The organism is Niastella caeni, from assembly GCF_004834005.1.
Taxonomy (GTDB): Bacteria; Bacteroidota; Bacteroidia; order Chitinophagales; family Chitinophagaceae; genus Niastella; species Niastella caeni.
Window position 1 is genome coordinate 383,031 of sequence record NZ_STFF01000004.1, and the last position, 22,187, is coordinate 405,217.

Genomic DNA, 22,187 nt, shown 5'->3' on the forward strand with positions numbered 1-22,187 from the left:
ACTAATCTATTAGCACAATTTTATTTTTTATAGCATATACCACCAGTCCAACACGGCTTTTCACATTCAGTTTTTCAAATAATACATCACGATAGCCGTCAATAGTGTGAATGCTTAAACACATTTTATCGGCAATGTCTTTATAGGTTAATTCGGTGCAGGCCAGTTTTAAAAACTCCGTTTCCCGTTGATTCAGCGAAACCAGTTCTCTTAACGAGGGGCCTGGTTTTTCTTCATGCAAACTATTCAATGCATGGATCAGTTTGCCGGTAACCAGCTCGGTATAATAATATCCTTTTGATACCAGCGACGAAAGCGCCTGCTCCAGTTCCTGTTTACGGATGTCTTTTAATACATATCCCCGCACACCGAGCCGCAGCATCCTGATAATGGCATTTTCGTTTTCGTACATCGACAAGGCCAGGATCTTTATATCTGGATGATGTTCCTTTAACCAGGCGGCCGTTTCAAATCCATCCATTTGCTTCATGTTGAGGTCGAGCAAAACTATTTCGGGCACGTTACTGGCATTAAGCTGGTGAATAAAATCCTGTCCGTTATCGGCTTCAATAACGACCTGGTAATTACTAAAGCCATTGATCAGTTCGGCCAATCCATCTCTGAACAATTTATGGTCATCTACAATGGCCAGTGATATATTTTTCATATGCATAAAAGGTTAATGGTGTATCGTGTCGGCCGTATAGGGAACCGTTAAGAGTACCCGGGTGCCATATGAAGGTACGCTTTTAATGGTCAATTCGCCGCCGATCAGGGTAGCCCTGTTCGTCATATTCTTTATACCGGCGCCATTTCTGTGAATAGGGCCTTTGTTGGTATTGGTGATGTCGAATCCCCGGCCATTATCGGCCATGTCAATAACCAGGTGGGTTGCTGAAAAAACCAACGCCACTTCTACCGAAGTGGCCTGCGCATGTTTCATCACATTGTTTAACGATTCCTGCACAATGCGATAGATCACAATTTCCCGGGAAGCCGTTAGTCTTTTTTCAGTGCCCGAAAGGGTAAATGCCGTTTTATACATACCCGTTTTTTCCAGCATCTCCAATTCAAACTGAATGATAGCTGCCAGGCCCACCTGGGCAATATTAGAGGCGTCCATAGTTTTGGATAAATTGCGCAGGTCAGAAACCGCCTTTTCAATCAGCCTGGTGATATTATCAACCTTTTGGGAAGCCTTTTCGGCATCTTTAAATTCAAGGGCGCTTAGGTTGAGTACGGCCAGTGATAATACCTGTCCAACGTTATCATGTATTTCTTCCGATATATTCTTTAAGGTCTGCTCTTTTATTTCCAGTTGTGTTTTGAGGATCTCCTGGTCGTACTGCTTTTTTATTTCCTGCATGTCGTGCTTGTGCCGTTCCTGGCGGGCCTTATAAACAAATAAAAAAGAAATGATGAAGCAAAGCAGCAACAGCAGCACAATGGTGCCCCCAATGATCATAAAAAAAATATCGTGGTTTTCGGTTGCCATGTTTTATAATGATCAGGCGCCTTTAAAAGCGATCTGGCACCAGGCGCCGATCATAAGCAGTATAAATAACAGGTATTTAAAAATATAGCTAATACTGTACACGCGCCGGGCAAGGGGTAACGAATGTTTGATCAGGTAATTCAACATGCCTTCGGTAATGAGGCTGCCGGTGAAATAAAATAAAATACCCACACAAACCCAAAACATCGGGAACCGGTGCAGATGGGTAACCTGCTGTAATAAAAGTATTTCGCGTAAGTAGAACAGTGACCAGGATAATATCAGCAGCGACTCTATAACGGTGATGAAGGAATTATTCTCATCTGGTTTTTGAACAAAAGCAGAGAACACAGTGCTCAGGACTACGAAAAATGGAATGGAGGTGGTAATGATCTTTTTTAACAGGGCGCCTGTTACCGCATTCCGGTACAGCAAGCCTAAAATAGTATATTCAATGGGGGTATATATATGGAACAGAAATAGATTATTACGCACACCTGTTTTTATCATGTATACGGCTAATGTACTGGTAACCAGGATCAGTACCAGGTACGCAATAACGGTGCTGCCGAAATGTTTATTTTTTCCAGCCGCTATGATATAAAAAATAATAGCTGCCAGTAATAAGATGAAGAATATGATATCTGGTATGTTCATGCTCGTGGAAAAAGGTCATTTATTTCCTGGTTGGTTTTTCGTATTCCTGCGTCAATATCTCAGCCATTTGGGGGTCGAATAAACAAGGTGGACATTTACCAATAGGAGCGCTGTCGGAGTAGAAACGCTGCCCCTGGCCGTAGGTCGAAAAATATAATTTGTTGAATACCGGTTGCATGGCATCGATGAATATTTCAACTTTTGTTCCTTTTTTTAATTTTTGTTCATCTATCGTTGCCTGATAGCCTAACTGCACAGCGCCGGCTGCCATATTTTTCTGGTGCAGGAAATGCGCATAATTGGCTGATCCTTTTTCAAATGTACCTTTGTGGGTTTGTGTAAACGGCTTCCCATCTTTGTTACGCGGCACTACCAGCACATCAAAGTCTTTCTTATTTGCATTGGGAGTTTGTTTTACAGGATATATGTCCAATATCAGTTTGCCGCTTTTGTTTTTAACCAGCCATTGTTGTAGTGCTTTTGCATCGAGTGTTTTATGCAACCGGTAATTATTGCCGGCCGATTGATGTATGCCATTGGTTGACAAAGTGGTTGCTGCAATAAACAAGATCACAACAAATGATGATGCTGCAGGAACTGCCAGCCATAAAAAACGATGTGTGTTGTTCATGGTTAAATGTTTTGAGTGGAATAGTATTACAAAGCTGCGCCTATTTTTTAGCATTTCACCCCCTACTTTCCGGGTATTTGGGAGGGGGGGAGCCGGGAAATACCCGGTTTTCCGGGGCTTGAAGGGATTAAAAGCGGGGGTGTAAATCCAGTTCTTTTCGGATTGTTTACGGCTCTCCCGTAAAGGAACTTTATGACCGTTGAATTGATGACTGCTGTGGTATACATAGGAGTAATGCTGAAAATCCTTATAAAAGAGTAAGCAATTAAAACAAATAATCATGGAAAAAACAACGTTTGCCGAAGTTGAAAAGCAGCTCATGGCGCATCTTTCGGCAGCCAATTTAAGCAAAGAGCACCTGTCGCATGTATCTGGTTCTATTTCCAAAACCTATGCGGCCGGTTTGCGTATTGTAGACTGGTGGATATATGGTATCCCGGCATTTGAAAGGATCGTGGTACAGGGGCAATTGCCTATTGAAGCAGCAGGCACCTTCCAGGAACTGATTGCTAATAAAATGTTTAAAGAGATCCGCATTTTCAGAAAAGGTATACCTGTGCCTCATTTCTTCCAGGTAGATCTTACAATTGAAAAAATAACAGAACAAATGCCGAAAATATGATGTCACAAAATAATGAGTCATGTAAAACCCTGCCTGCGGGCAGGGTTTCCAAAGTAATTCAAATTCATCCGAGTTTGAACTGCAACTTACGTTGTAAGCATTGCTACTCTTCATCGGCTCCGGGAATAAAAAAGGAGCTGGCCTTCGATGCCCTGGCCAATATCATAGGCCAGGCTGCAGAAGTGGGATATAATGTGATCAGCATGTCGGGCGGGGAGCCATTTATGTACCAGTCGCTCGAAGAGCTGGTACGGTTTTCAAAATCGGCCGGTTATTTTAATTCGGTAACCACCAATGGGATGTTGTTAAAAGGGAGCCGCGCCAAAAATATACTTAAATATGTTGACCTCATAGCGGTAAGTATCGACGGGAAGGAGGAGATGCACGATCACATGCGATCGCAACCTGGCGCCTTTAAAAAAATGCGTGAAGGAGTGGCTATACTGAGAGATTCGATAAATTACGGCTTTATTCATACGTTGTTGCCAGATAGCTGGAAAATACTTTCGTGGCTGGCCGGGTTTGCCGTTGATGAAAAAGCCAGCCTGCTGCATTTGCATCCACTGGAAATGTCGGGCCGGGCCACACAACATTTGGGTGGGTTGCTGTTTGATCAAACGGATCTGTATAAGATCTATATCTCGCACTATTATTTAAATACCTATTTTGAAAACGATATTTTTATACAGCTCGATCTGTTGCATCGCAACAATATCAAAAACAATCCCAACTTTGTTTTTCATGAAAGCTGCAAGCCGCAATTGTGCGCCAGCGGGTTTTCGACCATCTTTAAAGAACTGATCATAAACGAAAAGGGCGATATATTGCCCATCGCTCATGGCTGTTCGCCTTTTTTCACCATCGGCAACATTTATTCAGGCGAAAAGCTGCAATACATGATCGGGCGGTTTATGCATGAAAAAATGGGTTATATAATCGATCTTTTCCAGGCTACATACGACAACATTATGCTTGATAAAGAACTGGAAATTGTTAACTGGAGCGAAATGGTGATCCAAAAGAGCCATACTTTGTTTCCCAAAGAGCAATTACTGAACACTCAACCTAATCAATAACTGTTCTCTGCAAGGTGTTACTGCAGCGCCCAGGCCAGCCCGTCGGGCCTTCCGCCTACATCTATGCGTGTAGTTACTTCAAAGGTTTTCAGATTCACAACCGCCACATAATTGTCGGGTGAGCAGGCGACAAAGGCACGGGTGTTGTCCAGGTCAATTAAGAGACCGGCAGCACCAGTACCTACTTTAATCCGTTTTAATTCCCTGCGTGCTTTTACATCATAGATCACCAGTTCACCGGTGCGCAGGCTGGAGATCAGGGCGAGTTTTCCATCATAGGTAATCTTAAGGCGGTTCGCTCCTACTGCTTTCGCCTCAAGTGTTTTAATTACTGCTTTGGAGGCCGTATCTATTATGTAAATGGAACCGTTTTCTGCTGCAACGGCCCAAATTTCTTTTCCATCCGGGGTAATATCAAACCCTTCTACTCCTTTGGCAGTAGAAACAACTGTTTGATCCCACTCCACATTTCCCTTGCTGAACAGGCTAACGGTACCACCTATTGTATTGGTCGTATAAAAATGTTGTCCGTCTTTTGTTACTTCCACCATGTGCGTCCTGCCCTGCCCTGTGCCCATGGCCCAGTCAACCTTCTTTGTTGCGGGATCATACCGGCCTACTGCTTTGGAACCTTCTGCACTAAACCACAATTTGCCATCGGCAAATGCCAGTCCATGCGGTCCCATTAACGGACTGGTATCAATACTATCAATTGTCTTTTGTGCTACCAGGTCAATTACATTCAGCACATGAAAACGGCCGCCACCTGTATTGGACACATAGGCTGTCTTTCCATCTGAAGAAGCAATTACTTCATGTGGATCGGCGCCTACAGGCATCTTTGCAAGCACTTTTAACGATGCAGGATCTACAATGGCTAATGTATGATCGGCTTTTGAAAGCGCCAGTAATTTGCGCGATTGACCGGTTTGCGCCTGCAGATCAGCGGCTGCAGTTAATAACCCCGCGATGCAAAACGCCATCCTATATAGTGCTGTATTCGTTTTCATTTGAATGATTTGAAGTGACTTTTAACTTATACCAATGTACTTATAAATCCTTTATGATTGATATACTAAAAAAATCAGCAGGAATTACCTAAACAGTTTTAGGTAATTATAAAAATCCGCTTTTTTATTTCCAATTACCGACTTTTGCACATGGAAAGCTCTTGCCGACCACTCAAAAATTACATCTTTGGACAATTCGATCAGTTTAAACAAGTTTATTAGCGATACCGGCTATTGTTCCCGCCGGGAAGCAGACAAACTCATCACCTCTGGCCGGGTATTCTTAAACGACCGCCCAGCCGTTCTGGGCAACCGTTACAAGCCCGGTGACACCGTTGAAGTGGATGGCAGCCTCATCACTGCCGCCAAAAAAGAAAAACGCGTATACCTGGCGCTAAACAAGCCGCCGGGCATCACCACCACCACCGAATTACACATCAAAGACAATATCATCAGTTTCGTGGGCTACCCGAAAAGGATCTTCCCCATTGGCCGCCTCGATAAAGACTCTGAAGGCCTCATCTTCCTCACCAACGATGGCGACATCATCAATAAGATCCTGAGAGCCGGCAACAACCACGAAAAAGAATATATCGTACGGGTCAATAAGCCCATAGATCATGCTTTCGTACAACAGATGTCGCAGGGCGTACCCATTCTCGATACCCGCACGTTGCCCTGTAAAGTGCAGATGATGGGCCGCCAAACCTTCCGCATTACGCTTACGCAAGGCCTCAACCGCCAGATCAGGCGCATGTGCGAATACCTCGGCTATGCGGTAGTTGGTTTGCAACGTGTTCGCATCATGAACATCCGGCTCGACAAACTGGCCCTGGGTAAATGGCGTTACCTCAGTGATGCTGAAGTATCGATGTTGATGGAAAGTGTAGCCGACTCAACCAAAACCGAAAGCAAATCGGCCGCTCGCAGGAAGAAAGCTGCTGCGCAAACTCCGCCTCATTCAAACTCCGGCTTTACCCCAAAAGACAAAGCGCCGGCCAATAAGCATAACGCCACAAAGCCCGCAGCTAAAAAAGGTAAACCTCAAACAGGTAAACCGGCAGAGAAGTCCTGGAAGAGCGAAAATGCTGTTTCAAGATCTACACAGGACCGGCAGGGAAAGAACGCCCGCCCAAATAAAAATATGGGTAAAGAAAAGAAAAACCACGAGGGTAGAAAGGAAAAGCGTTCAGGCGCAGAAGGTTCTTTTAAAAATTACCGAAGCAAAGGACGTCGGTAATGTTTTAAGCCTGCTAAATAAACAATGCAGCAGGCGCTAATTCGGATGGATGGTACAAAACATCTCAAAATTGCCATCGATCGGGGTTGTTTTTCCTACAACGTAATAATCATAACCGCCCTGCTGCCGTTCTACATGGGCCAGACTGCCATTAAACTGCCCTTTGATCCTTTTGGTCTTAAATGGATTACCCAATTGTTGTTCATCAGTTATTGAAGTAATAACTAACGTTAACGGTTTAAGCCCAAGCCTGGGTGCATAATAGGCGACCCGGGACAAGTTTACCGGTGGCGGTGGGTTTTTAGGATAAGGTCCATACAGTGCTATCTGGTTATTGTCAGGTACTTTTTCATCATCGCATTCAGAGGCAGATTTACAATCGTATACCTGGTAAGATCCAGGTTTTAGGTCCTGCATATAAGCTGAGATGGTAAACTGAATGTCGTCTTTTTCACTTAGATAACTTAACATAAAGTGAGAATTGGTGTAAGCTGTGGTAATAAGAGGTGCCGGGTCAAGCGTTTTTTTAATTCCATCAGCCATCAGTTCTATCTTCTGGTCGCCATTTGATCGATTCTCTTTTGTTGTCGATTCTTTGCAACTTAAAAATGATAAGGTCAATAACAGAAATAACGATCTGTCGAATATTTTTTTCATTCAGTAAATTTTACAAATCCTGTAGTTTATAATTTTAATATTCTATTACGGAGTCCTTCAATTTTTCACCTGGATTATGGCTGTAGTTTGGCCATAGCCCTAACCGGAAATGTGCCTACTCCTTTAAATTTGGGTGGTATAGCGCTGAATGTGAATCCTTCATCAGGTAACAACTGTAAATTACAAAGATGTTCAACTATCAATATTTCGGCTCCCAATAATATTGTATGAACGGGCCGGTCTTTACCTGTCGTGCAGTCGATATTGTGAGAATCTATGCCTGCCAGCTTCACATTGCAATTTCTTAAATATTCTGCCGCAGTTTTTGTCAGGTAAGGATGGCCTTCATAATACCTTTCGGTATTCCAATTTACATCCCAACCCGTATGAATCAAAACAGCCCGGTCCCTGATCTCGTGATTTCTCAGGTGTTCTTCTGTAATAGCCAATGTGTCGCTGTAGGGTACCCGAATCACGATGCCTTCAAGATCGGTGAAGCATTCTAAATTGATTTCCGAAAGATCTTTTCCATTTTCAAATCTATGAAACGGACAGTCGATATAAGTTCCGGTGTTTGTCACCATTTCAATTTTCCCTATCTGAAACGTTGTTCCTTCCTCATAAAATTTTCGTGAGTCTTCCCTACTCAAATAATCACAAATTATAGGCGCCGGCAAGCCTTTGTAGGTTATAAGCCCGTTCTCAATAGTATGGCTTAGGTCGATTGTCATTTTCTTTCCATGCGATTCATTGATCGGTTTCCGTTTATGTTTTTCATTGAAGATTACTTTATTTAATATTTTAGTTTCTCCCACCATTAGAAGCCTTAGGTCCGCTACGATATAATCTGCAAGCTCCTTGTCCGAAATTTCCTCGCCGGAGATGTCCAGACGGAAATCATTTCCTTTAATGCTTCCCCCGTTGGTAAAATAAATTTCAAAGTCAAATTTCACTCGTTTATCCATACTGATGTTTTAAGGTGAGGAGCCAACAATGGGTTATTGAAGTATCGATTGTCTTTAGCGAAGATAAATTAAAAAAGCCTTGAAAATCCTGGAAGACCTTCATGGCTTTTGGGTATTAAAATCCCTCCTGCATGAAATAAATATTATGCTGTTGGCATTTTAAACGACCAACCATCTAAAACTAACTGTTGTACTGCTTCAAATAGCTTTACATACAAATTGCTTGTTTGGGTATTAACCGCCTCCCAGGTATTGACCTATTCTAAAAACGTTGTTCCCCAGTAACACAGGGTTGCCAGGGTTAGATTGACACTTAATTGTCATTCTTCCCGATTCAAAAGAAATATCGTTTGTTATAACAGAAGGTATTTGCTGACAATAAATTGGCCAGTAACCCATCTCAACCTGTGATTTGATCGCCAATTGCTCTTCGCTGCTGAAATCAGCATCGGAAGTAAGGCTAAGCGATATCCCATCTACGGCAAGAACAGACCCTATCGCATATTTCAGGGCGCCATCAGTGCCAAAATAGGTATCCCACCCGGTGTTGGAATTCCATGGGGGAACCGATTTTGATGCCAGTGCCAAATGAAGCAGCCCCGAATTATACCAGGCGCCTGGTGTAACAGGTATAACAGAAAAATGGTCAAATGTGGCAGAAATTGAAATAGCGCTTTGCGCAAATTTTTTATTAATGAGGAACCCGCACCAGCTTCCGGTCCATATTCCAAAAAAATCAGGATCGATACCGGCTACCCAGGACTTTGATACATCGGGATTGCCATTCATTGAATCAAATGAAAAATCAGCCGATGGAGATGCCTTTAGCGTGTTCGTTAAATCTGAAAATGTTGGTGAATAATCAGGTGCTTTCGCATTGAGTCCCTGATAAGGAGCTAATGCCGCCTGCCCGCTCTTAATAAGCACCTGGCAGGAAAGATCAGTGCGGCCAATATTTGCAACCGAGGGCGCATTAATAACAGCCCATTGAAACCAAACAGAAGGTAATGTGTTTTCGGGTGGTGGTTGGGGTAAACCCTTCACATAGCTATTCCATTTTGCATAGGTAGCCTTACCAATATCTTTTTCAAATGAACTTTCGGGAAATTGCAGTTGATTTACTATTGCTGCGTATTGACCGAAAAAAGTTGGCTGATCGTAATACCAATGATTGTATTTTAAAGTTTTTGGTGGAACCAGATTAAAATACGAGCAAAGACCTTCATCATTTGCCGGAATTGAAACCGGTTGTGACAGTTGAAAATTATTGATCGACAAATGCAGACTATCACATAATTGGTTGTACCAGGCATCCATAATTCCTGTAAAGCTATCACAGGAAAGGTTTTTGATGGTCATAATAAAATGCTTTTATAAATAAGCGCTGGTCTGAGAAGATGGTAATGTATAAGTAGAAAAAGAAGAGGCTGTTACCTGTTTTGGGTGTTGCCTCTTCTTTTTCATACAATTGAAGAACATGTTTGAAGTTAAACTTCCCTCCTGTTTCTTCACCTTTATTCTTTATGATGCGAACTCTTCAGCTAATTCTGGCTTTGGCGCTTTGTAACTCTTCGCAGAAGTATACAAAGAAACGGCCGGAGCGGCTGAATGTCCTGCAAATTGTGATATAGGAAGCACATTTACACCAAGTACAACAGGCACGCCTGGTATACTTGTAGTGGTAATGGTCATATGTCCCTGTTCATCAAAGGTCACCGTATTGGTTGATGAGCTGCCGCCGCCAGCGGAATAGAATGGCCAGAAACCTGCGTGCCCGCTGGAAGTAATGGTTTGCTGATCCAATGTGGAATAAGTAGCGTCGGAAGTTACTGTAATAGTCATGCCAGACCCAATGACGAGGTTAGATGCAAAGCGTTGCATGTTTCCGTTACTTCCGAAGGTATTATCCCAGTTGATAGAGGACTGGCCGCTCCATGGGTTACCGGTTTTGTTGGCATAAGCCAGTCCCATGGCAGATGAATAATACCACATACCAGGTGTATTGGCATACGTCAACACGTGTGTAAACGATGCATTAACCGTTACATGGCTGGAAGCAAATTGCTGGCTGATAGCAGATGTTGTAGTGCTTCCGCCCCACAAACCAAAAAAGCCCGAATTAGAACCTTTTGTCCAGGAAGCGCTTACGTTTGAATTCATGGTGCTGCTATCGAAACTAAACTGTCTTGTGTTGCCGGAAATCAGTTGATTAACCATATCGTTGTAGTTAAGCGACCAGTTGAAAGGAAGCGGAAGCCCGTTTGCATCTGTGTAAATTAATGTCAGTTCATTTTGAGCAGTAGCAATGGGGTCTAATAAGATCGCTGCATAATCTGAAGACCCGATATTGGCAACGTTTGGTGCATAGATCATGGCCCAGGTCCTGAATAAAGTAGGCAGCTGGTTCATGGTTGGCGGCGTAGCCAGGCTCAAAATATAATTTTGCCATTTTTTATAATTGGCAGCTCCTATATCTCCTTCCACATTAACGTTCCTTGAAGGAACCAAAGCAGACATTAATGCTCTGTAGTTGTTATAGAATTGATTACCACCACTGGCCATAAACTGCTGCGTTAGCGATAATGGGGGGAGATTGTTGTAATAAGCCCAGAACGTTGAATTGGCTGCCGCTCCGCTTGCGATTGGTGGCGCCGGCTGAATGATCTGAAACGTATTCGGGCTTTGTCCCATTCCTTGCAGAAAACCATTATACCAGCCATTTTGCAGATCTAAAAACGTGCTCATACCCAATTGTTTTTAAGTTACCCCTACTCGTAAGGCTTTTCGGGATTTGCCCCCGCTGAAAATTATCTGCAGCAGGACAGATTAAGTGGGATCTGAACTCCACTTTTAAAAAAATTATGGTATCGTATTATTACATTATTCCATTGTCGTTACCTGAATAGTATACGACTTAATAAAATGCACTCTTTCCAAATACAAATTGTACAATAGATGGGATGTAGAACCTGACTACTAATGCAGTTAGCCTTTTAAGATAAAATATTCAGTTATAGATGTTCGTGATTAACTGGAGCTCAAACCAGGCAGGTAAATTGATAATATCAACTGTTTAAGAATTCTTAGGAGTTTCAAGATAGGGAAATAATTTCATATATAATACTCCGTTATCGTTAGTAAAATAAAAAAAGGTGTTTTCACGGTATGGGGTAAGTTGTATAAAAAAGCAACCCCGATTCAGTCGGGATGACTTCTTTCATTTCACCTTTCGTGCAAATAGAAGAGGGCGCTTATCTCTTACCGAGTTAAGCGCCCTCTCCCTCTATATTAGAGCGATGTCCCGTTTTTATTTGTTTAACACCATCTTTTTGGTCTCCACTGTTTTTCCGTCAACCACCAGGCTGTAGAAATAAACGCCCGAAGCCAGTTCGCCCCCATCGAGCACTACGTTACCGTTCTGCGCTGTTATGTTATAGTTTTTAACCACTTTGCCATTCGCGTCTTTAACAGTCATGAAGGCTGATTGAAAAGAAGACGGCAGCGCATATTTTATGGTAGTACTGCTTGTGAACGGGTTGGGTGAATTTTGTATTAACAGTTTCTCCTCAGCAGTCGCTATCCGAACATATCCCTGTTTCAAAGCGGTGATCATGGACTTTAGTTCTGCTACTTCAGTTCTTAATTTTTCCACCTCGGGATCAGGATTGGAAGCGGTTCTACCTGTTGAAGCGCCGCGATAAACATTGCCGGCGTTGTCGATTACCAGAACATTACCGGTACCGGATGGAAGATTCTGAAGCCTTACAGTGCCATTAGTATGAAAGTTTGCTGTTGGCACAGCTCCTGTACCGATAGCGTCATTGCCTGGCAGATTAATACCAACCCGGTCTTGCGGACTTACAACGATCATTCTTTTGCGGATAGTACCATTGCCAAATGTGGGTGGAACGCTGTGATTGGTAATAAAAAAACAGGTATCCTGTCCTATGCCCATATCGTACCAGTTTACACCTCCATTGGCGACAGAGGGGCCCTGGTTTAACCTGATCAGCCGTCCCATGGTTCTGCCAGCGCTATTTCCCCAGGTTTGAGACTGGATATTTCCTGTAATGATAAGCGGTAGCAAGGTATCTACTATATCCCTGCTTGCAATAGCGATATAACCGGGCAGGCTACTCGTACCGGCCTCCAGTCCGCCATATTTACCCGTTGTAATGGCAATGCGCCGCTGATTATTGGTCCTGAATATTAAGGCATTATTATCTGTAGTGCCTAAAAAATTTGATGATGAATTGGTGCCTGCATTACCTGTTAACGACCAGCTTTGTGCAAAAAGCGAACCGGTGCTGGTCATTGCAAGACCGAGACTTAAACATGCGGTAAAAATTGTAGTTTTTTTCATGAAGTGTGGTTTAATAGTTTATAATTATAATTACTTCATGAAAATAGCAACATGCACTAACCGTATAAACAGAAAAGTAACAGGTGCGCGCTTATGCACAATAACTGCTGCGTTTTGGCCAATAACTGCAACCTGGCTAATGCCCCAGGCGGCCGAGAAATTCATCCCGTTTGCGTTGTGATACTTCAATGGTTTGACCGTTGATCAATTCAATATATCCTCCTTTTCCCCTATAATATTTTTTTATATAATTGAGGTTAACCAGGTAAGAATGATGCACCCTGCAAAAAACATCCGCCGGCAGCATTTCTTCAAATTCTTTGAGCGTACCTGCTGTTGTAAGGCTTTTATCTTTTACAAAGTCAACCTGTGTGCAGGCGCCTTTTGCCTTGCAGCAGACTATATCGGCAATAGGATAAAAGGTTAATCCATCAGCGGTTGATAATGCTATTTTAGAAAAAGTATAACCAGGTAACTGGTTATGGAAAAAATCCGGCTTGCGGTTGGTATTCTTTTCCCGGATGCGTGTAACCGCTTTCTCTACGGCAATAGTAAGGTCATCGATATCTATTGGCTTTAACAGGTAATCAAGGGCGCTGTATTTGAAAGCCTGAAAGGCATAGGTTTCATAAGCTGTTACAAAAATGGTCTCAAAGTTTATAGGAAGCAACTGGTTTAAAAGGCCAAAAGCATTCGTTTCTGGCATTTCAATATCCATGAATACCAGGTGGGGCTGGGTTTTTCTGATCACCTGTATCGCCTCTGTTGCGTTTGTCGCTTCTGCCTTAACAGTTACATGGGGACAATACTGATTCAGCAATTCTTTTAGAATGGTAATATTTTTAGGCTCGTCGTCTATAATGTTACATTGTATCATAACTACAGTTCCTGTTTATCGGCATTAAAGATTGGAAAATGGATCACTATCCCGGTGCCGGCAGCCATTCCTTCCTTATCGGTATGGTCTGTTATTGCTACAGTTATTTTATGCTTCGCATTTTTATTCATTAAATCAATCCTTTCCTGCGTTAATTGCATGCCATGCGACTGGTATTCGCGGGGGTCGTTTGTTTTTATTATCTGTGCATTTTTCCGTCCGATGCCATTATCGCGGATGGTACAAATAATATAGTTGTCCTTTTTGTTAAAGCTGATATCAACGCGCCCACGATCGTCGTTCCGGTGGTGAATTCCATGGCGGATGGCATTTTCTATATACGGTTGCAGCATCATGCCCGGCATAAATACTTCATCTTGGATAATATCCTCATCAACATGTACGACATAACTGAACATATTATTATACCGCATTTGCTCCAGGTTCACATAAGTAGTAATGTATTTTACTTCATTCGCCACTGAGATAAAAGGTTGAAAGGAATTATTGAGCGTTTGCCGTATTAAACTGGCAAACCTGCTGATATATTTATTGGCGCTCATAATGTCTTTGTCCATTATGAATGCCTGTATGGAGTTCATGCAGTTGAAAATAAAATGCGGGTTCATTTGCGCGCGCAACGCTTTTTGTTCCAGTTCCTGTAATTGTTGTTCTACCTGCTGTTTGGCCTGTTCCCTGCGTCGCATCAACCGGTTCCTTCCCGTAAAAATAAAGGCGGTAGCCAGCATACTTACCAGTACACAGCCTATAATAAACCAGGTTGTTTGCCAGTACGGTGCAGGCACCAGGAGCTGTACTGTATACTGATTACTTTTGAGACCGAATTTGTTAACGGCAAAGAGTTCCAGCGCATATTGTCCGGGTGGTAACGAAATGAACTCAAGGGATGTTTGCGTAGTGGTTTTCCAGGCGGTATCTAACCCTTTTAACCGGTAGTTATATACAATGTGTGCTGCCGATTTAAATGAAATGGCTACATAATCAAGGCGAATGCTGTTATTGCCGTACTGTAAGTTAATTGTGTTTGCCGCCTCAGTTTTCTTTCCATTGATGGCAATATTTAACATTTTTAATTTACATACAGATAAAGAGGTTTGTACCGTTTTATCAAAATAAGAGATGCCTTCCGGAGTGCCGGCATATACCATATTGCCGTCAATTAGTACCGTATTGATCATATCGGCAGCCAGCCCGTCGGCCGATGAATATTGCGTTATGGAGGTGGTGTTATTGTGAAAGTTTATCCTGTTCAGTCCATTATCGGTGCCAACCCAAATGCAACCTGTATCAATGGCCACGCACCGGCCTGTATTACTGCTAAGGCCATTGCTTTCGTTAAAATGCCATTTTACCTGGTTGTCCTTTAAGCCGATCACCCCTTCGCTTCCGCTCGTGACCCAGATGATTCCGTTGCTATCTTCCTTAATGGCCGTTATGCGTGTACGTAAAAGCGGGCTTATGGCGTCGAGATGATCAACTATTGAATCGGACCTTAATAAATAAAGGCCATTTAATGTTCCAAAATACGTTTCGCCCTTCCTGTACAGTAAGCAGGTGGTTCTGCCCATCCACAATACTTTGTGTTGATTTAACTGGGTTAGCCTGGATGTGTATATAGCATTGGACCCTGCAATGACCAACTCGCTGTCGTTCTTAAATACAACCTGTTTAATGGCATTATATGCCCTGAATGGCCTGGGTAAAGAAAAAGGTCGAATTGTGTATAACGTATCTGAACAAGCGGCCACGAGGAGATCCCCTCTTTTTTGAACAGAGATCACGGCATGCCCTTTTGCTTTTGAAACCTGGTTCTTTAAAGAGATCAATTGCGGCGAATTATTTGTTATTTTTTGTACGTATCCCAGGTCGCAACCTGCCCATAAAACACCATTGGCATCCTTTTGCAGGTCGTGCACGGCCAGCTTTTGTGCGCCGGCAGTTGCCTGATGAATGTTTTTAAAAAAGGGAGAATTTAACCGGTATACCCCGTTATTAAGCGTGGTGAACCAATAGCCGCCTTCTTCATCGATCAGGAAATCGCCCACATTACTATTTTCAAGAAAACGTTTTTCTATTTTGCGGCGCAGGAAATTAAACAGGAAAGTGCCTTGTGTTGTATTCAGGCAAATAATGGAATCGTTCAGGTATGACATTGCATTTACGGGTGGCACCGTATAAGAATAATCCAGGTGGTAGTATGCAGATCTTACATTAAGAGCGTTTTCTGAAGTCATTAAGCAGAAAATACGGTCATTGACAATACTTTGCCTTGCTCCGCCTCTGATAACTTTTACAGAATCCTTCAGAACAAAAGACTCTGTATCTGTTGTATAAAATTTGTAGGCACTGAAGAAACAGAAATTTTCAGCGTCGATCGTATCTATTTTTAAAATGGAATTTTTGGGAATCACTTCCTGTCCAATAGCAGTTACAGCACCGGAAGGTTTAATTAAGTGAAATTGCCAAGCGTCTGATAACAGGATTCCCTTTTTGTTTTCCGCTATTCCTGTAACAAACTCCTCAATTTTAATTTTTTTCAGCAACGGATCGTTTTGCTGGTTATAGATCTTCCCCTGCCGGTAATAGCAGATGGCATTTTTGAATGGCATAAACCATACCCGCCCCCGAGAATCTTCATAGATGCGTAAAATGGTATTATCGGGCAAACCATCTTTGGTAGTAAAGTTTTTGAAATGCGTTCCGTCGAAGCGGCTCAATCCTGTTTCGGTAGCAAACCATATAAAGCCTTCCCTGTCCTGGTGTATATCATAAACCGTTGAGCCGGCCAGTCCGTCCTTTACATCATAATGTTTATAGCTGTATTCCTGTGCTATCGCCCGGGAAGAGATGAAATTATGTAACAGAAAAAGAAGACAAAAGCGCAGACTGGTATTGCTAAATGCAACGGTGAACTGCACAATCATGCGATTATATAAAGCAACCATTTTCAGGGGATAGGGTTTAACCAAAAAAAATTATAAAAATTAAAATTACATATTTCGGTTTAACTCCCCGTAAAAAAAGCAGCGAAAGGCTATTTCCAAAAAGTGATCTCCAGTATTTCTCTTAAAGCTTGCTGATTAATTTTAATGCGCCCTAATATTTTTCGTAACCAGGAAAGTAGTGTGTTGTTCGAATGCATAAATATTAGCTTGTATAATAAAAAGAGATCAATCATTTTAAACGCCGCCAGGCTACCTCTGCAATTACTTCCTGTCCGCCCTGGGTTGTATGTGTTACTACATACTTTATTTCATCGCCTGTGTATGTATAGATGCGTTTCTGCCGGGTTCCCTCCCAGTTGGGATAAAAAGCATGCTCTATATTAAACGTAATGGAGCTGCCCTTTTCATCCACCTCATATTTTCCAAAATGCGAATTACTGCCCTGTACCAATGCGGCGCTTTCTTCCGGCGTGCATTTGTTCTTGTCGCCTGATGCAATTTTGGGCCTGACGGCTTTGAGTATTTGTATAGCGTAATTGCCCTTTTCATCAAATATCAACAGGCCCTGGGGGTTCTCGCCATAAGGATGCACCCTGCTGCCATCGGCATAGATGTTATCGACAGATAGTAGCGTCCATGTGCCAATTAACTGTTGTTGCAACGATCTTTTTGAAGGTTGATCTTTCTGTGCGTATAATATAGAAACACTTCCTAATACAAGCAGTAAAGAAATTATTTTTTTCATTTTTTAGTTTTTTGGATAATTTAACAGTACAATATTATACAGATATGCTGTTTGCTTTTCTGTACATTTTTGCACTTATTCTGTAATTTTCCTTAATGAAAGCCGAGAATATATACGTACCATTTGAGGTGGAGTATAAAGAACTTCACAGTTATCCCCGATCAAAAAGAAGCAGGAACTTCTTTGAGCTGATCTATGTGGTTGATGGTACCGGTGTTCAATATATAAATAAACTCAGATTTAACTATCGCAAGGGAAACCTGTTCCTTATTACACCGCAGGATATTCATTCTTTTGAAATAGCCACCCTTTCCCGGTTCTTTTTTATTCGTTTCAGCGAGCATTATGTGAAGTCGTTTAATGCAAAAGATAAAGATGTGATAAAGCGGATGGAGTACATTCTTCAAAATGCCAGCCACCGCCCTGGTTGCATATTGAAAAACAAGGCAGATAAACCATTGATCGCATCCCTGGTTGAAAGTATAATCAGGGAGAATACGAATCAGCAAATCTATTTCAACAAGATCATTGAGCAGATCGTAAACACGGTTATTACAATTGTGGCAAGAAATATTGCTTTGAAGCTTCCCAAGAATATAAAAGAGAATACGGGAGAACCGGTGCTTGAAATACTGCACTACATACAGGAAAATATTTTTGATCCCGGCATGTTGAGAGCAGAAGTAATAAGCGGGCATTTCGGTATCTCGTTAGCTTATTTAGGGCGCTATTTCAAGAAGCAAACCGGTGAAACGTTGCAGCAATATATTTCCAACTACAAAATGCGCCTGGTAGAATCGCGGCTGCTTCACAGTGATATGAGGATAAACGAGATCGTATATGAATTTGACTTTACCGACGAAAGCCATTTAAACCGGTCTTTTAAAAAGTATAAAGGGGTGAGCCCAACGGAGTTTAGAAGATCGAACTGGCAAAAGGCTTCTTAAAGAGTTTCGTAACTTAGTAGGATGACGATCTACGAACAGGTTATGATGCAGGAACTGCAGGTATGGCAGCGGCGGATGATGCGGAAGCCCGGGATCTTTAACAGGCTGTCTAAATCGGTGCAGGATAAGGTGAATAGCTGGATCCCTGAAAAAGTTCATCGGGCCATTACGGTAACGATCAAGCAAATGATCCGCGGTGTGTTGTTTGGCGCAAAATTTACCACACGCGATAAAAAAACGCCGGTTTCTCTGGAAGAGAGTGACAAGGTTGTTGAAGAAAAAATAAAGATCTATCGCAATACCGCTGCGGCTGAAGGCGCCATCACCGGGGCCGGCGGTATCCTGCTTGGCCTGGCCGATTTTCCCCTGTTAATTGCAATAAAGATCAAGCTCCTGTTCGAGATCGCTGCTACATACGGATACTCTGTTAACGATTACAAGGAACGCGTATACATCCTGCATATCTTCCAACTCGCCTTTTCATCTGCAAAACACAGAAAGAATGTATTTATGACAATGAAAAACTGGGATGAAAAGTCGAAAAGTCTGCCTGAGGATATTCACCAGTTCGAATGGCGTCCCTTTCAGCAGGAATACCGCGATTATATTGACCTTGCCAAATTTGCACAGCTTATACCGGTTATAGGCGCACCCGTTGGCGCCGTAGTAAATTACAGGCTGATACGCAAGCTTGGCTTCACCGCAAAAATGGCTTACCATATGCGCTGGGCCGAAGAACAACACCTGGTATGATTCCTTGTGTTTTTCAATTAAAAAGAATACCTGCGTTAGTTCAACCCTACATAAATCAACCTGTTACAATAAAGCAGCAATAATTATTAATATATTGTCTCCTTTATAAGAACCAACCATTTCTATCTCCATTCCCCAATCCTTTCCCCTTTTACTAACAAACGAATAGTACCCTCATTATTTATTGTTCACTCCAAAATTACCAGCATGCAAAACTTAAAACGATTGCTGTTTTTATTTTGCCTGTTTGCGCCATTATGGGTATTGGCACAGGTAAGCGTGTCGGGTACTGTTGTTGATGGTAGCAACACCCCTGTACAGGGCGCATCCGTAAGGCTTAGAAATTCTAACCTGGGTACTTCCACCGATGCCAATGGTAAATTCAGTTTTACCTTCCCGGGCAAAGGCGGAGAGTTAGAAATTTCCTTTATAGGGTTTAAATCCCAGATCGTACCTGTAAGCAGTAATCAGGCTGATCTTGTGGTAAAGATGCAGGAAGATGTAGGCCACCTGGAAGAAGTTATAATAACCGGTTTGGCCACTTCTGCCAAGCGGGCCAACCTGGCTCATTCCGTAGGAACTGTTTCGGCCAAGCAGCTCGTGGGCACCACCTCACAGCCAACTGTTGATGGCGCCCTTTATGGGAAATTTCCCGGAGCGAATATTATTTCCAATTCCGGTGCGCCGGGTGGCGGTATCTCCATAAAATTGCGCGGCATAACTTCCCTGGTGGGCAATTCCCAGCCGTTGTTTATAGTGGATGGCGTTTATTACGATAACTCTTCCATTCAGGGTGGATTGAATTTTATCTCAAAGGCGGCCGGACAAGGCAGCACCAATTTCCAGGACAATCCTTCAAACCGGGTTGCCGATCTTGATCCTGAAGATATAGAGCGTATTGAAATACTGAAAGGCGCTTCTACTGCGGCCATTTATGGCGCCAGAGCTGCGGCCGGCGTGGTGATCGTTACCACTAAAAAAGGGAAATCGGGTAAGCCTAAAATTGAATTTGGCCAATCGGTGGGCTGGCAAATGCAATTGAATAAACTGGGGCAACGTACATGGGATACTGCAAAGGTACGGGCGGCTTACGGGGCCAGCGGTATTGCCGTTTATAATGCCAATGGCGGAAAGGTGTATGACTACGAAGATGAATTATACGGCAACAAGGGATTTATGAGCAATACCCGGCTAAGCGTAAACGGCGGCAATGAAAATACCACCTACTATGCCGGATTAACTTATAGAGATGATGAAGGAATAGTTAAACATACCGGTTATAGAAAAACCTCTTTTCGATTGAACCTCGATCAAAAGATCACCAAATGGCTCGACGTATCTCTTAATTCGAACTACGTTGAATCCAGCGCCGACCGTGGCTTCTTCAATAACGACAATACCAGCACTACATTAGGCGTGTCGTTTGTATCTACTCCTTCCTGGGTTAATTTATATCCCGATGCGAACGGTAACTATCCCAATAACCCCCTGGCGCCTTCTAATTTTATTCAAACCCGCGATCTCATCACGAATAATGAAAAAGTAAATCGCATATTGCTGGGCGGAAGGGTTACGGTTAAACTATTAAATACAGACAAACACGATGTTAGATTGATCGCTTTAGGCGGCCTCGATAATTACACGCTGGAAACAAGGGCCATCTTTCCCGCTGTGCTGCAGTTTCAAAAAGATGGCAATGGTACCAATGGCGCATTGATCTATGGAACAACTGTTGCCCGCAATACCAATATTTCCGGACTGGCCGTATATGATTTCAAACCAGCCGACGACATACAGTTCACCACCCAGGCAGGCATCAATGCTTTTAATATAGACCTTAATACGGTTGTGAATACAGCCACCCAATTGATAGGAACACAAACCAACATTGACCAGGCAGGTTCTTTACAGGCGGAGCAGAATAAAAACATTTCTAAAGACCGTGGCTTTTTTATACAGGAGGAGTTCAATTACCAGGACAAGATAATTGCCACTTTGGGTATAAGGAGTGATAAATCGAGCCGTAATGGCGATGCAGATAAATTCTACTATTATCCCAAGGCATCTTTAGCTATTAATATCCTTCCCTTTACTTCATGGCAAACGTTCAGCCTGTTGAAAGTGCGCGGGGCCTATGGCGAATCGGGCAACTTTGCACCCTTTGGCGCTATTTATACCTCTTTGACGCCAATCAATTTTAGTGGCACTACCGGATCGATAGTAGATCTGACGAGGGGTTCTGAAAACCTGGAGCCGGAACGACAAAAAGAACTGGAATTGGGTTTTGATGGCGGCATTCTGAATAACCGCATCGGGTTGGAATTCACCTGGTATAAAAAAGAGGTAGAAGACCTGATCTTAAAAGTGATAACTCCCGGTTCGGCAGGCTTCTCCAACTCCTGGAAAAATGTGGCGGCTATTCAAAATAAAGGGGTTGAAATTGGTTTGAATGCAGTTCCGGTAACCAATAAAGACTGGCGGTGGAATATGCAGTTGAACTGGTGGAAGAACAAAGCAAAAGTAACCAGGCTCGACGTACCTGCATTTAATGTTGGCGCTTTTGGCGCCACCTTAGGCACTTACCGTATTGAACTGGGCAAATCCCCTACCCAATTGGTAGGAATTGGCGACTCGGCCGTTGATAAACTGGACCCCGTTTCCAGGCTGGCCGTGTTTGGCAATGCGGAACCGGATTTCAATCTTTCTTTCAGTAACAATGTTACCTGGAAGAATTTTGAATTTTCCGTTTTAATGCATTGGAAGAAAGGGGGCGACAATGTGAATTTGAGCACTTTGCTGAGTGATATTTTTGCTACCTCGCCCGATTATGATAAAAGAACACTCGACCCCAAAGGTCAGCTAACGGATGGCGCCTACCGGTTATCTATTTTGGGTGTTACCGCACGTCCGTGGATAGAGGACGCTTCTTATTTCAGGGTTCGGGAAATAGGCCTGAGTTATACATTGCCCCGGGAATGGTTCAATGATGCTGCCAGGGTAAAGGTCGGCTTTTCGGGAAGGAACCTGATCAACATTTTCGATTACAATAGTTACGATCCTGAAGTGTCGAACTTCGGCGTAGATGCTATTTCCAGCAATGTGGAAGTGACCCCATTCCCAACAGCCAAGAGTTTTTATTTTAATGTATCGGTTACTTTTTAATCAGTCAACGCTTAAAAGTTT

The 22,187-nt window shown here is 42.8% G+C and carries 19 protein-coding genes; 6 read left to right on the forward strand and 13 right to left on the reverse strand.

Annotation, left to right across the window (positions count from 1 at the left end; genetic code table 11):
* Position 1: 1 nt before the first annotated feature.
* Genes FAM09_RS16515 through FAM09_RS16530 form a run of 4 tightly spaced genes read right to left on the reverse strand, consistent with a single transcriptional unit; the run spans position 2 to position 2,783 of the window.
* Complete coding sequence (locus tag FAM09_RS16515; RefSeq protein WP_136578234.1) at positions 2-667, reverse strand: response regulator transcription factor; 666 nt, start codon at positions 665-667, stop codon at positions 2-4.
* Between the two features lie 12 nt (positions 668-679).
* Positions 680-1,495 (reverse strand): sensor histidine kinase, encoded by an 816-nt coding sequence (locus FAM09_RS16520; protein ID WP_136578235.1) that lies wholly within the window; start codon positions 1,493-1,495, stop codon positions 680-682.
* Positions 1,496-1,507: 12 nt separating this feature from the next.
* Positions 1,508-2,152, reverse strand: a complete 645-nt coding sequence (locus tag FAM09_RS16525) for a hypothetical protein (protein WP_136578236.1) — start codon at positions 2,150-2,152, stop codon at positions 1,508-1,510.
* A 19-nt stretch (positions 2,153-2,171) separates the two neighbouring features.
* Positions 2,172-2,783, reverse strand: coding sequence for a hypothetical protein (locus FAM09_RS16530; RefSeq protein WP_136578237.1), 612 nt, complete (start codon positions 2,781-2,783; stop codon positions 2,172-2,174).
* 280 nt (positions 2,784-3,063) lie between these two features.
* Between FAM09_RS16530 and FAM09_RS16535 the strand changes: the two genes are divergently transcribed.
* Both FAM09_RS16535 and FAM09_RS16540 read left to right on the forward strand, forming a co-directional pair.
* Complete coding sequence (locus tag FAM09_RS16535) at positions 3,064-3,405, forward strand: hypothetical protein (RefSeq protein ID WP_136578238.1); 342 nt, start codon at positions 3,064-3,066, stop codon at positions 3,403-3,405.
* Between the two features lie 74 nt (positions 3,406-3,479).
* Complete coding sequence (locus FAM09_RS16540) at positions 3,480-4,481, forward strand: radical SAM protein (RefSeq protein ID WP_166437183.1); 1,002 nt, start codon at positions 3,480-3,482, stop codon at positions 4,479-4,481.
* 17 nt (positions 4,482-4,498) lie between these two features.
* Here FAM09_RS16540 and FAM09_RS16545 read toward each other — a convergent pair whose 3' ends face one another.
* Entirely contained in the window at positions 4,499-5,491 is a 993-nt protein-coding gene (locus tag FAM09_RS16545; RefSeq protein ID WP_208025583.1) for a YncE family protein, read from the reverse strand.
* A 187-nt stretch (positions 5,492-5,678) separates the two neighbouring features.
* On the opposite strand from FAM09_RS16545, the gene rluF reads away from it, so the two are divergent.
* Positions 5,679-6,731: a 23S rRNA pseudouridine(2604) synthase RluF gene (gene rluF / locus FAM09_RS16550; protein ID WP_136578240.1), complete on the forward strand. Its 1,053-nt coding sequence runs from the start codon at positions 5,679-5,681 to the stop codon at positions 6,729-6,731.
* 36 nt (positions 6,732-6,767) lie between these two features.
* Here rluF and FAM09_RS16555 read toward each other — a convergent pair whose 3' ends face one another.
* The 8 genes from FAM09_RS16555 to FAM09_RS16590 form a co-directional block, all read right to left on the reverse strand.
* Positions 6,768-7,388 (reverse strand): hypothetical protein, encoded by a 621-nt coding sequence (locus FAM09_RS16555; RefSeq protein ID WP_136578241.1) that lies wholly within the window; start codon positions 7,386-7,388, stop codon positions 6,768-6,770.
* A 74-nt stretch (positions 7,389-7,462) separates the two neighbouring features.
* The gene (locus FAM09_RS16560) at positions 7,463-8,353 is read right to left on the reverse strand and encodes a cyclase family protein (RefSeq protein ID WP_136578242.1); all 891 of its coding nucleotides are present in this window, start codon (positions 8,351-8,353) and stop codon (positions 7,463-7,465) included.
* Positions 8,354-8,587: 234 nt separating this feature from the next.
* Positions 8,588-9,712, reverse strand: coding sequence for a hypothetical protein (locus FAM09_RS16565; protein ID WP_136578243.1), 1,125 nt, complete (start codon positions 9,710-9,712; stop codon positions 8,588-8,590).
* Positions 9,713-9,874: 162 nt separating this feature from the next.
* On the reverse strand, positions 9,875-11,098 hold the full coding sequence (locus FAM09_RS16570) for a hypothetical protein (protein WP_136578244.1): 1,224 nt from the start codon (positions 11,096-11,098) through the stop codon (positions 9,875-9,877).
* Positions 11,099-11,660: 562 nt separating this feature from the next.
* Positions 11,661-12,716: a T9SS type A sorting domain-containing protein gene (locus FAM09_RS16575; protein WP_136578245.1), complete on the reverse strand. Its 1,056-nt coding sequence runs from the start codon at positions 12,714-12,716 to the stop codon at positions 11,661-11,663.
* A gap of 136 nt (positions 12,717-12,852) precedes the next feature.
* Positions 12,853-13,593, reverse strand: a complete 741-nt coding sequence (locus tag FAM09_RS16580) for a LytR/AlgR family response regulator transcription factor (RefSeq protein ID WP_136578246.1) — start codon at positions 13,591-13,593, stop codon at positions 12,853-12,855.
* A 2-nt stretch (positions 13,594-13,595) separates the two neighbouring features.
* Positions 13,596-16,559 (reverse strand): sensor histidine kinase, encoded by a 2,964-nt coding sequence (locus FAM09_RS16585; protein WP_136578247.1) that lies wholly within the window; start codon positions 16,557-16,559, stop codon positions 13,596-13,598.
* Between the two features lie 229 nt (positions 16,560-16,788).
* Positions 16,789-17,304, reverse strand: coding sequence for a lipocalin-like domain-containing protein (locus tag FAM09_RS16590; protein ID WP_136578248.1), 516 nt, complete (start codon positions 17,302-17,304; stop codon positions 16,789-16,791).
* 95 nt (positions 17,305-17,399) lie between these two features.
* On the opposite strand from FAM09_RS16590, the gene FAM09_RS16595 reads away from it, so the two are divergent.
* The 3 genes from FAM09_RS16595 (at position 17,400) to FAM09_RS16605 (ending at position 22,166) form a co-directional block, all read left to right on the forward strand.
* Entirely contained in the window at positions 17,400-18,251 is an 852-nt protein-coding gene (locus FAM09_RS16595) for an AraC family transcriptional regulator (protein WP_136578249.1), read from the forward strand.
* A gap of 21 nt (positions 18,252-18,272) precedes the next feature.
* Positions 18,273-19,004 (forward strand): EcsC family protein, encoded by a 732-nt coding sequence (locus FAM09_RS16600; protein ID WP_136578250.1) that lies wholly within the window; start codon positions 18,273-18,275, stop codon positions 19,002-19,004.
* Positions 19,005-19,211: 207 nt separating this feature from the next.
* Entirely contained in the window at positions 19,212-22,166 is a 2,955-nt protein-coding gene (locus tag FAM09_RS16605) for a SusC/RagA family TonB-linked outer membrane protein (protein ID WP_136578251.1), read from the forward strand.
* Positions 22,167-22,187 lie beyond the last annotated feature (21 nt).

Excerpts from the sequence above, each read along its gene's own strand:
- FAM09_RS16575 (WP_136578245.1), bottom strand. The coding sequence starts at position 12,716 with ATGAAAAAAACTACAATTTTTACCGCATGTTTAAGTCTCGGTCTTGCA.
- FAM09_RS16560 (WP_136578242.1), bottom strand. The coding sequence starts at position 8,353 with ATGGATAAACGAGTGAAATTTGACTTTGAAATTTATTTTACCAACGGG.
- FAM09_RS16600 (WP_136578250.1), top strand. The coding sequence starts at position 18,273 with ATGACGATCTACGAACAGGTTATGATGCAGGAACTGCAGGTATGGCAG.
- FAM09_RS16545 (WP_208025583.1), bottom strand. The coding sequence starts at position 5,491 with ATGAAAACGAATACAGCACTATATAGGATGGCGTTTTGCATCGCGGGG.
- FAM09_RS16580 (WP_136578246.1), bottom strand. The coding sequence starts at position 13,593 with ATGATACAATGTAACATTATAGACGACGAGCCTAAAAATATTACCATT.
- FAM09_RS16605 (WP_136578251.1), top strand. The coding sequence starts at position 19,212 with ATGCAAAACTTAAAACGATTGCTGTTTTTATTTTGCCTGTTTGCGCCA.
- FAM09_RS16585 (WP_136578247.1), bottom strand. The coding sequence starts at position 16,559 with ATGGTTGCTTTATATAATCGCATGATTGTGCAGTTCACCGTTGCATTT.
- FAM09_RS16555 (WP_136578241.1), bottom strand. The coding sequence starts at position 7,388 with ATGAAAAAAATATTCGACAGATCGTTATTTCTGTTATTGACCTTATCA.
- FAM09_RS16570 (WP_136578244.1), bottom strand. The coding sequence starts at position 11,098 with ATGAGCACGTTTTTAGATCTGCAAAATGGCTGGTATAATGGTTTTCTG.
- FAM09_RS16515 (WP_136578234.1), bottom strand. The coding sequence starts at position 667 with ATGAAAAATATATCACTGGCCATTGTAGATGACCATAAATTGTTCAGA.
- FAM09_RS16520 (WP_136578235.1), bottom strand. The coding sequence starts at position 1,495 with ATGGCAACCGAAAACCACGATATTTTTTTTATGATCATTGGGGGCACC.
- FAM09_RS16535 (WP_136578238.1), top strand. The coding sequence starts at position 3,064 with ATGGAAAAAACAACGTTTGCCGAAGTTGAAAAGCAGCTCATGGCGCAT.
- FAM09_RS16525 (WP_136578236.1), bottom strand. The coding sequence starts at position 2,152 with ATGAACATACCAGATATCATATTCTTCATCTTATTACTGGCAGCTATT.
- FAM09_RS16565 (WP_136578243.1), bottom strand. The coding sequence starts at position 9,712 with ATGACCATCAAAAACCTTTCCTGTGATAGCTTTACAGGAATTATGGAT.
- FAM09_RS16595 (WP_136578249.1), top strand. The coding sequence starts at position 17,400 with ATGAAAGCCGAGAATATATACGTACCATTTGAGGTGGAGTATAAAGAA.
- FAM09_RS16530 (WP_136578237.1), bottom strand. The coding sequence starts at position 2,783 with ATGAACAACACACATCGTTTTTTATGGCTGGCAGTTCCTGCAGCATCA.
- FAM09_RS16590 (WP_136578248.1), bottom strand. The coding sequence starts at position 17,304 with ATGAAAAAAATAATTTCTTTACTGCTTGTATTAGGAAGTGTTTCTATA.